The organism is Mesorhizobium sp. M0621 (assembly GCF_040320745.1).
Classification (GTDB): Bacteria; Pseudomonadota; Alphaproteobacteria; order Rhizobiales; family Rhizobiaceae; genus Mesorhizobium.
In genome coordinates this window covers 59,895-69,854 of the sequence record NZ_JAMYQF010000037.1, presented here as the reverse complement: position 1 = coordinate 69,854, position 9,960 = coordinate 59,895, and the positions used below count along the sequence as shown (strand labels likewise).

Annotated in this window: 10 protein-coding genes and 1 pseudogene; 4 read left to right on the top strand and 7 right to left on the bottom strand. The window is 57.3% G+C overall.

Annotation, left to right across the window (positions count from 1 at the left end):
- Positions 1-424: 424 nt before the first annotated feature.
- Positions 425-691 carry a hypothetical protein gene (locus NKI38_RS22845; RefSeq protein WP_352660978.1) on the bottom strand — a complete coding sequence of 89 codons (267 nt, stop codon included), beginning with the start codon at positions 689-691 and terminating at the stop codon, positions 425-427.
- Between the two features lie 335 nt (positions 692-1,026).
- Between NKI38_RS22845 and NKI38_RS22840 the strand changes: the two genes are divergently transcribed.
- The 4 genes and pseudogenes from NKI38_RS22840 (at position 1,027) to NKI38_RS22825 (ending at position 3,414) form a co-directional block, all read left to right on the top strand.
- Positions 1,027-1,284, top strand: coding sequence for a hypothetical protein (locus NKI38_RS22840; RefSeq protein WP_352660976.1), 258 nt, complete (start codon positions 1,027-1,029; stop codon positions 1,282-1,284).
- A gap of 13 nt (positions 1,285-1,297) precedes the next feature.
- Positions 1,298-2,380, top strand: coding sequence for a hypothetical protein (locus NKI38_RS22835; protein ID WP_352660973.1), 1,083 nt, complete (start codon positions 1,298-1,300; stop codon positions 2,378-2,380).
- Positions 2,381-2,527: 147 nt separating this feature from the next.
- A pseudogene (locus NKI38_RS22830) lies at positions 2,528-2,698 on the top strand (ISNCY family transposase); the annotation flags it as partial.
- A gap of 50 nt (positions 2,699-2,748) precedes the next feature.
- Positions 2,749-3,414, top strand: a complete 666-nt coding sequence (locus NKI38_RS22825) for a recombinase zinc ribbon domain-containing protein (RefSeq protein ID WP_352660970.1) — start codon at positions 2,749-2,751, stop codon at positions 3,412-3,414.
- 227 nt (positions 3,415-3,641) lie between these two features.
- Here NKI38_RS22825 and cyoD read toward each other — a convergent pair whose 3' ends face one another.
- The 6 genes from cyoD to NKI38_RS22795 form a co-directional block, all read right to left on the bottom strand.
- Positions 3,642-4,043, bottom strand: a complete 402-nt coding sequence (cyoD, locus tag NKI38_RS22820; RefSeq protein ID WP_352660967.1) for a cytochrome o ubiquinol oxidase subunit IV — start codon at positions 4,041-4,043, stop codon at positions 3,642-3,644.
- Positions 4,040-4,711 (bottom strand): cytochrome (ubi)quinol oxidase subunit III, encoded by a 672-nt coding sequence (locus tag NKI38_RS22815; RefSeq protein WP_352660964.1) that lies wholly within the window; start codon positions 4,709-4,711, stop codon positions 4,040-4,042. The genes cyoD and NKI38_RS22815 overlap by 4 nt, the downstream gene beginning before the upstream one ends.
- Positions 4,708-6,711, bottom strand: a complete 2,004-nt coding sequence (cyoB, locus tag NKI38_RS22810) for a cytochrome o ubiquinol oxidase subunit I (RefSeq protein ID WP_352660961.1) — start codon at positions 6,709-6,711, stop codon at positions 4,708-4,710. Before cyoB ends, NKI38_RS22815 begins: the two co-directional genes overlap by 4 nt.
- A gap of 1 nt (position 6,712) precedes the next feature.
- Positions 6,713-7,663 (bottom strand): ubiquinol oxidase subunit II, encoded by a 951-nt coding sequence (cyoA, locus tag NKI38_RS22805; protein WP_352660958.1) that lies wholly within the window; start codon positions 7,661-7,663, stop codon positions 6,713-6,715.
- A 131-nt stretch (positions 7,664-7,794) separates the two neighbouring features.
- On the bottom strand, positions 7,795-9,021 hold the full coding sequence (locus NKI38_RS22800) for an oxalate decarboxylase family bicupin (RefSeq protein ID WP_352660955.1): 1,227 nt from the start codon (positions 9,019-9,021) through the stop codon (positions 7,795-7,797).
- A gap of 266 nt (positions 9,022-9,287) precedes the next feature.
- Positions 9,288-9,869: an HdeD family acid-resistance protein gene (locus tag NKI38_RS22795; protein WP_352660953.1), complete on the bottom strand. Its 582-nt coding sequence runs from the start codon at positions 9,867-9,869 to the stop codon at positions 9,288-9,290.
- Positions 9,870-9,960: the final 91 nt, after the last annotated feature.

The following is a 9,960-nucleotide window of genomic DNA, read 5'->3' as shown; positions in this document are numbered from 1 at the left end:
GGAATACCTCTGCTCAAGGTAAGTCTTTGTCGCAGAAGCATTTTCCTTGATTCGGAGCCCCGATGCACTTCAACTGTGTGAGATATCCGGGTTAGCGCGTCTTGCCGCAGTAGCGGCAGCTGCGCTTCATGCCTTGTGCCTTAATTTCTTTCCTCAGGAACTCTTCGCCGACGCAATTAAGCTGGAATTCTCAGCGCCACAAGCGCCCCTTGCCCGCTAGGCGGCCATGGCAGGGCGTCAACCCCAATCGCGTGCCTTGTGATGGGCCTCAACCGCTGCCATATCTCGTTGGGCGCGCGCGGGGGCTCGCATGTTGCGACGACACGCTTTCAATGGCGCTCGCATTCGCCCCTCTCGCGAGCGGCGGGCTCGAATCCTCTCAGGCCGGGAGCAGCGGTTGGAAGCGGTAGCGCCCAGGGTATTGTTACACGTATTCCGCCGAGATCTTATTGTAATAATGTTTTACGTCTAACTCACCCCGCTTATCATAAAATGTAAGTGGACCAAGTTCAACTGAAGATGCGGCTGGAACGAGTTTATCTTTTATGGACGTCCTCGGCTTCTCTGGTTCAGAGCTAAACTCGATTCGTTCTTCGTACTTCAGCATGACTCCCTTCTTTTTATTTGAGTTCGCTGCGTACTTTTTGTTGTTTCCCGGTTCCTCTAGAAGGATGTCGTCGATGGCGGCCATTTTCAGTCCCCTCCACGTCTGGTGACTGATGTTATCACAAATTAGAGACTCCGAAAACAACTATTCGCGCCTTGATTTGCCGTGGAGATTTTCGACTTGGTACCTTTCTGGTGAAATAGGCGAGCGCGTTCGTTGTGGTCGCTACATCCAGTTGATGCCAATCTTCCCAACTCAAAAGCGAATTACTCAAGACATGGGCTCGCTTCTTGTCGCACGCTTCTTTGGAATGCCTGGCGAAACTAACAAATTCATCACGAAAGAATACGTCTTTACCAATATTTTAGCGCATGCTACAATAATTGCGTTCTTGGCTTTCGGGTAAGAGGGGCTTCCTGATGGTAAGTAGCGCTAAGCGTAAATTTGTGTCTTCTCACGTCATAGGCTGGTTCAGCGATCACTTCCATCTCCCATTTGATTATTTTGGTGAGAAAACCAGCCTCAGAGACGATTTGCTGTTCGACAACGCGTCGCTTGTGGAACTTGGCAAGTACTTTAACAAGGCTGCCTGGACGGAAGCTAAACTGTATCCTTCGCAGTATGCCGCGTGCGAGACTATCGGAGATCTCATTGATCTCATCACTGAACACTCGTAGCGAGGGGACGGATATGCGCACCGCCACGTTGTTGCTCTTCTTGGCCGCCACACTAGTCCCCACGCCCGGGTTTGGTGGTGAAACAGATGACAAAAAGCTTGCCGAATTATTGTCGCAGTTCGACAATGGCAACGGCAGCCTAGATACGGCGAAGTTGAAGGAATTTTACCGAAGGAGCCGACAGGCAGAGAAGCCAGTTCTCAAAACTGCGAAAGCAGACGTCTCTTCGAAAAGTTACGCACCTGTAAAAGAGGACGAAGAAGATCCTACTGGTTTCCATTCCGCGTTCCTACTTAGGAAGGACTTCAGTGATATTTTCCTTTTCGACCGACCAACTCCAGCCTCACAGGCGCAAGGCGCGACGGTTTCATTTGAGCATGATGGTATAGGCGACGACAATGTGTTTTCGGTGCATGGGATGATTGCACTGCCAATTGATTTTGGCGGTCAGTATGCAGACGACGCTCGCTTCGGTTCGGTGATCGGATTTAATGTGGCGCCATACATTGAGCTCGATTTGGACAACCACTCCAACGCCAAAAGCTCGCGGACTATGACGCTTGGTGGCACCGGCGAGATTGGCTTTGATTTGGGCAGCTGGTCGAGCTATCTCCGTGGGAGCCTCGGGGTCGTCAACGACCAGATCGACAACTATACGGATATTGCAAGCTCCGCAGAATGGATACCGGTTAGTCTGCCTCTATGTATTGATTTTCCCTGTGGCGTTCCTGGCACGCCAATCATTTATCGTTTCCAGCCCAGCTTGTTGTTGCAATACGATCATGCCTCGTCCGGCGATAATCCCTTTTCGGACGGCGACCAGAGTTCTCTGAGGTTAGGCCCTTCGTTTGCATTTGTGTTCAAGCCGTTCGGCCCAGGCGACGCGTTCTGGAACAGGGTCGTAGGGCATGTTTCTTATCACATCGACCACGAATTCTATTCTGGCGCGTCGTTTGATTGGCTCGATGCTGCCCTAACCTACAATCTCACACCCAGCGGCAATCTTGGCCTCACGGGGGGGTATGAACGCGGGGAGGACGAAAAGACAGCTGATAAAGTGGACAAGTTTACTGTCTCACTCAGCGGCAAGTTGTAGTCCCTAGCTAGCTAGTTTCCGTCCACAAACGGGCAAATATTTGATTTTATTGATTGAATCGTAGCTTTGCGCGAGCAAGGCCCGGCGGTTTCAGGTATCTTGGATCATGCTACTGAGTCCAAAACCTGTCACCGCCGGAGCCCGACAGTGCGCCAAGAACGCACCGTCCAAGCCAGCATATTCGATGTTTTCGCCACGCACGAGATTGGCCACGAGTTGAAGGCGATGTCGCAATGGCTGGACGAACATCGCGATCTGCTCGGCTTGGTGGCTTGCGATTTGGTTCGGGTCGGCGTCAAGGCCACCGGGCGGCAGGGGGGCATGAGCCTCTCATATCTCGTGAAGAATGGTCTCGCGTTCAGGAAAAAATGAATGTGAGAGCAAACTGTAAATCCCCGCAAGAACTTTCATTCGCTTTCTCTAGCCTTATCAAGTGCGCAACCTGCGGAAGCTCAGTCGTTGCTGAAAAAAAGAAAAAGAAATACGTGTACTACCACCTAAGCGCTTATCGGGACCAGTGCACGCGAGGTCCCAAGGTTTGCAAGAAGGATTGGGTAGCGGAAGAGAAACTGGAGGCCTATTTCAGCCAACTTCTCGAGAACCTTAGGTTTGATGAAGACGTGCTTCTGTGGCTCCGCGAGGCACTTCTAGCCTCAAGCAGCGAGAAACGCACCGAGCGCCAGCAGGCGATCAGGCGCCTGGAAGGTGAAGACGGCCGGTTGGCTGATCGACTAGAGAAGCTCTACGTGGATAAGCTTGATGGGTCCATCGAGCCTGAGTTCTTCGCGGATTTGGCGCCGAAATGGCGGCGGGAAAGGGAGCGCTGCAGAAAGCAGATCGAGGCGCTCACGCATGAAGAGAAGACCTATCTTGAGGAGGGGATCCAAATGGTGGATTTCCTTCGTAATTCCCACAAACTCTTTGAAAAGCAGCCTCCAAGCGAGAAAAGAAGGTTGCTAAATTTCGTACTATCGAACTGCACGTGGGAGCGGGGAATCTCTGTGCTGACTTCCGTCAACCTTTTGATTTTCTAGCGAAAACCGTCGACAAAGCGGGAGGCGGCGATCCATCAAAATCCAAAAAAAAGCGACAGAATGAAGTTTGGCTGGGGTTCCTGGAAGCTTTTCGAACTTTCTGTCTTGCGGCTCCCGTCGAGATGCGCGGGCTTCTGAAGGAGGTCGGGGTGTCTGGATCCGCTGTGGTGCAACCTTGATCCAAGCATCTATGGGGGTTCGATAGATCGCGTCCGCCTCGCTTTGGGTCAACTTTGCATCTGCATGATCTGATCGATGGGCATCATATTGTGGTTCATATGTGCCATGATCCAGAGCGATCCGACGATGACTAGGAGAACGATCAACACACCAAAGGCAAGCGCCAAGACGTTGTTGACGTTGTCGGGGCCGGTGGTGATGTGGAGGAAAAAGACGAGGTGAACGCCCATCTGCGCGATCGCGAGGACGGCCAGCGCGACAGGAATGCTCGGTTCCCAAACCAGCGCGGTGCGAGTGATCAAGAACGACACCAGGGTAAGCAGCGTTGCGAGCCCTAGCCCGATCAGGTAAGTCCTGATTTCTTCGGCAGCCTCGTATCCGTCGAGGCTCTCGTCACCCGGTGCGGTGTCGACGTAGTGCGAGTTTTCGTCCTGCTCGGCGTGGCTCATTGCGTGACTCCCATCAGATACACCATTGTGAACAATCCGACCCAAATGATATCAAGGGCATGCCAGAACAGGCTGAAGCAAAGCAGGCGCCGAAGAATGTCGGCCCGGTAGCCCTTTGCGAACACCTGCGCCATCATCGTAAGCAGCCATAACAAGCCGATGGCCACATGCAGGCCATGGAGGCCAACCAGCGTAAAGAAGGCCGACAGGAACGCGCTCCGCGTTGGGCCCGCCCCGAGCGCAATCATGCCCATGAACTCGCGGATCTCGATGCTAAGGAATGCAGCCCCCAGTATGAAGGTTGCGGCCATCGCGCCATAGAACCAGAATCCGCTGCGCGTCCGGGCGCCGATGCCTGCGAGGCCGCAAGTGAAGCTCGACAGGAGAAGGCAGGCCGTCTCGATGCCGACATTGCCGAGGTCGAACAGCCCGCGCCCGCTCGGTCCGCCGGCCGTCGCGTCAACCAGCACCGCGTAGGTCGCGAAGAAGGCGGAGAACATGACGATGTCGCTCAGCAGGAAAATCCAGAAGCCGTAGCCTGCGATGATACGCTTCGACGCCAGCGCACCGGCCGCATGCTTCGCGGTGTGTTGGAGACCCGGCGAGCTCTGGACACGCTCGACCCGGTTCGGGACGTCGCGGCCGCCGGCCGCGTCGAACGCGCTCATGGCGCCGTCCCCGATAGGGCGAGTGTCTCGCCGCGCGCGGTTCGGTTGGCCCGATCGATGCGTGCTACCACGTCAGCCGGAATCACATACTCGACTTCATCCCGCCAGGCGAAGACAACAAAGGTTGCGAACGCGCCCACCGCAGCCAGGACCACGATCCACCAGATATGCCAGATCAGTGCGAAACCCATGAAGGTGGCGAAGAAGGAGCAGATGAAGCCCGTGGGACTGTTCCTCGGCATCTCGATGTCCGCATAGGGAGGTTCTTCGCCCGGCATGGCCTGCTGGCGCGCGCGCTGCTTCATGCCCCAGTAGGCCTCGTCGCCCTCGACGCTCGGGAGCACCGCGAAATTGAAGGATGGTGGCGGAGAGGGTGTCGCCCACTCGAGCGAGCGTCCATTCCAAGGGTCGCCGGTCTCGTCGCGAAGTTCCTTACGCCGGCGAATGCTGATGGCGAGTTGCGCGATCTGCAGGATTATTCCGACCAGGATGATGGCCGCGCCGCCGGCCGCGATCAGCAGCCATGGACGCCATTCGGGGACATCGTAGTGCTGCATGCGACGCGTCATACCCATCAGGCCTACGACATAAAGCGGCATGAAGGCGACGTAGAAGCCCACGATCCAGCACCAGAACGATGCTTTGCCAAGCCCTTCGTGCAGCCGGAAGCCGAAGGCTTTCGGAAACCAGTAGGTGTAGCCGGCGAAGGCACCGAAGAGCACGCCTCCGATGATGACGTTGTGGAAATGGGCCACAAGGAAAAGGCTGTTGTGCAGGACGAAGTCCACCGGGGGCACCGCCAGCAGGACGCCAGTCATCCCACCGATGACGAATGTGACCATGAAGGCGATCGACCACAATATCGGTTGGGAATAGACGACCCGGCCACCATACATGGTGAAGAGCCAGTTGAAGACCTTTACGCCCGTGGGCACCGCGATAATCATCGAAGCGATACCGAAAATCGCGTTGACGTCGGCGCCGGCCCCCATGGTGAAGAAGTGGTGCAACCACACAGTGAAGGAAAGTACGCATATGGCCATCGTCGCCATGACCATCGACCGATAGCCGAACAGCGGCTTGCGGGAAAAGGTCGAGATCACTTCCGAAAATATTCCGAAGGCGGGCAGGATCAGGATGTAAACTTCAGGATGTCCCCACGCCCAGATCAGGTTCATGAACATCATCACGTTGCCGCCAGCTTCATTGGTGAAGAAGTGAAAACCGACGTAGCGATCCAGCAGCAGCATCGCCAAAGTCGCCGTTAGGATGGGAAATGCCGCGACGATCAGCAGGTTGGAGCCGAGCGTCGTCCAGCAGAACATCGGCATTCGCATCAAGGTCATGCCAGGTGCACGAATCTTCAGGACCGTCGTGACGAAGTTGACGCCGGTGAGCAAGGTTCCCACACCGGATATCTGGAGCGACCAAAGATAATAGTCGACGCCGACGCCGGGCGAGTAGGCTATCTCCGACAGGGGAGGATACGGCAGCCACCCGGTGCGCGCGAACTCGCCCACGACCAGCGAAATATTGACGAGCAACGCGCCGGTGGCGGTGAGCCAAAAGCTGACCGAGTTGAGGGTCGGGAACGCCACGTCGCGGACCCCAAGCTGCAGCGGCATGACGAAGTTCATCAGCCCGATCACGAAGGGCATTGCGACAAAGAAGATCATCAGCGTGCCGTGGGCGGAGAAAATCTGGTCGTAGTGCTCGGGTGGCAAGTAGCCTTCGGAGCGGTACGCCAGTGCCTGTTGCCACCGCATCATGATCGCGTCGGCGAAGCCGCGCAGCAGCATCACCATCGCGAGCAGGATGTACATGATCCCGATCAGCTTGTGGTCCACGCTGGTGATCCACTCGCGCCAAAGGTACGGAAGCCAGCCCTTCAGCGTGACCCATGCGAGGACGCCGACAATCACCACACCCACCAGGGCGGCCGTGAACAGTGGGATCGGCTGGTCGAGGGGAATAGCTGCCCAGCTGAGTTTGCCCAACATCCTAGTCCTCCGTCTGTGGGGATACGCTCGGATTGGGCCGGCCGGTCTGCGGGCCAGGTCCAGGCGGCAGTTGCTGTGTGACGATCTGCTGGAAGAGGTCAGGATCGGCCGCACGGAAGGTGAAAGGGGTGGTGTTCATGCTGTGCCTGGCCAAGGCAGCGTAGCTCTTGGCATCGAGGCTTGGCCCAATGCCGCGCGTGGCATCAATCCAGGCAGCGAACCGCTGCGCAGACACCGCCTGCACCTCGAAATGCATGTCCGAGAAACCATCGCCACTATAGTGGCTCGAAAGGCCGTGGAAGGTGCCCGGAGCGTCCGCGAGCAGGTTCAACTGCGTTGTCATGCCGTTCATCGTGTAGATCATGCTGCCGAGCCGCGGTACGAAGAACGCATTCATCACGCTCGCGGACGTCAGCGAGAAATGAATGGGAGTGCCGGCAGGAATGACAAGATGGTTCACGCTCGCTATACGCTGGCCTGGGTAGATAAAGAGCCACTTCCAATCCAATGCGACCACCTGGACCTCCAGCGGTGGCGTGTTTGATGTCAACGGTTTCGCGGGATCGAGTTCATGGGATCCGATCCAGGCCACTCCGCCTAGGAGCATGATCACAAGGAGGGGAATGGACCAGACGATGAGCTCGATACGGCCCGAATACTCCCAATTCGGCAGGTAGGTCGCTCGTGTGTTGGAGGCTCGAAACCACCAGGCGAAGATAAGGGTGGCGACGATCGTCGGCACCACGATGGCGAGCATGATGGCGAACGAATCTATCAGGATCGTTTTCTCTGCAATCCCGACCGTCCCTTGCGGATCGAGAACCGCTGGCTGGCATGCAGTCAAAACGATCGGCGCTAGGAGGACGGCGCATCGCGCCACCCTGGCGCTCGTCGATCGACGACCCGGCAAAAGCAGTTCGCGGTCTGGCAGTCCATCCGACCTAGCGGGCATCACTGAGCTCCCTTACGCCGTCGTGAGCATCCTGGACTATGCTTCGCGTCCGAGCAGCGGGTCCGGAACGACAACAAGAACTGCAAGAAGCGAGGGCAGCGTCACCGGCTCGCGCACCCGGCTGCGCGATGCTAAGTCGGCACGACGGGCGCCTTCTCCTTGCGCAAGGCGTGCAGAAACTGCGAGTCGACACGCAAACTGGCGCGAACCAGCTCCGGCGGTGTGAGGGCAAGCCACTGGTTCAGTGACACATCGGCGAAGTGGTCGCTCTTGAATACCTCCAGATATCGCAGCGTCGTGTTGCCTGTGTTCTCGATGTAGTGGCCCATGGCAAAGGGTACGTAGCCGACGTCGTTGGCCTGGAAGTCGAATGTGCGGGCGGCGCCCGACGCCGCGAACACCCCCATGCGGGCCTGACCCTGAATGTAGTACTGCCATTCATTCGTATTCGGATGCCAATGCAACTCGCGCATCGCTCCCGGCTCGACCTCGACCAGGGCCGCCGCGATTGTTCTGGAAGCTGGGAACACGTTGCTGTCGGTAATTCGCGCAGTGCCCTGTTTCATCTTGATCGGAGCCTGTGCCATCATGCGGTGGCTGAAGCTGTGCGGGACCTCAACCGCGCCCGCGATCTTGTCTGCGCTGAGCGGCCCCGGAACCGGCGCGGGAAATATGTAAAGCTCGCTCGGATCGGGGACGTTCGCAAGGCTCGATGCCGGAACGCCGAAATTCTTGGCGAGCACCTCGGGAGGCGTGTGTTTCAGAAAGTCGCTTAAGAGGAAGGTGTTGTCCTCGTCGAAGTCGCCGTCATCGAACACCAACAAGAATTCCGTTCCGTCTGGATCAAGGCCCTGGATCGAGTGCGGAATGCCCGGCGGGAAATACCACAGGTCGCCCGCGCCGACGTCGTCGACGAAATTGTGGCCATTGGCATCGACCGCCGTGATGCGTGCTCTCCCGTACAGAACATAGGCCCACTCGGCGGCCTTGTGCCAATGCAACTCACGCACGCCCCCGGCATTCAGACGCATGATCACGCCGGCAATGTCCTTGGAGACGCCGAGTTCGCGTGCGGTCACCTGCCGGGTCCAGCCGCCGCCAGACAGTCGGATATGGGCATCGTCGAACGAGAAGCGCAGATTCGGCAGTTCACCCGAATCCGTGCTCGGTGGGACCATTAGATCCGGATTCTGGGCTATTCGGGAAGGATTCATTGGACCAGGGTTGGTGCCGCCGCGACCGTTGGCTATCGGGTCGCCTTTCTGCGCCTGGGCCAGTGTCGCCGTCGTGAACAAGCCGCCAGCCGCAGTCGCAGCCAGCAAGGTTCGACGGGATATCTTATCGGCGGCTATGCTCATTTTGTTTCATTCCTTGCTACGGGGGCTTTTCGACGGCGCCAATTGGTTGGGACACGGACCGCATGAGTGTCCGCCTGGCGCGCAAGACACACGGTATCGATCTGGCGCTGACGAGGTCTTTCTTGTTGACGCACGCAATAGCTGAATCGCACGATGATCGTGGCGGTCAGAGGTAGAGCGGTACGGAGGAACGCTGCTCGCGATCGTCTCAGGTGGCTTTCGGCAAATGGGACGCTCAAGCTATCCACGCTTGCCAGTTTCTATTTTTACATCCACGAAAGCGCGCTGCTCTTCAGTCCAAAACCGAATGCCAAGAGCGTCGCGCCTTGCATGGTCAGGTCGATTGCCAGAATCGCGCCTGGCGCCGCCAGAGTATTGAGTGGCCGCCCGAAGAGGATGACAAGGCCCGCAAGAAGCGTGACTATCCCTGAAAACGCAACCCAGCCCCAGGCCAGATGGCGCTTGGACTGGAGGCCTACCCCGAACCGCAGCATGCCTGCCGCAATGAGTGTGATTGCCAGCACGAGCGTGTAGGCCGAGGCTGCAAGCAGTGGATTGTGGAGTGCGGCGATGCCGGCGATTGCATAGGCGAAGCCGCTCAGTAGCCAGAATGCAAACGATCTCCATCCCTGAATATTGAAAGCGTGCACGACCTGCGCGATGCCGGCGACCGACATCAACACGCCAATATAGAAGACGGATAGCACCGTAGCGGCGAACAAGTTCGCAAATCCCAGAAAGCCTAGGCTCAGCAGCGCGATGCCAAGCATTATAAAAAGCCAGCTTTTTGCACGCAACTCCGGGAAGGTTGAGCCGAGACTGCGGGACCGTTCGATCGCATGTGCCATGAGTTCCTCTTTCAGTTCAGTCGAGAAACGCCGCCGGATGGAGATGCAAGACGGCGAGCGGTGGGTTCCGCCCAGGGGCGTTGAACCGGAC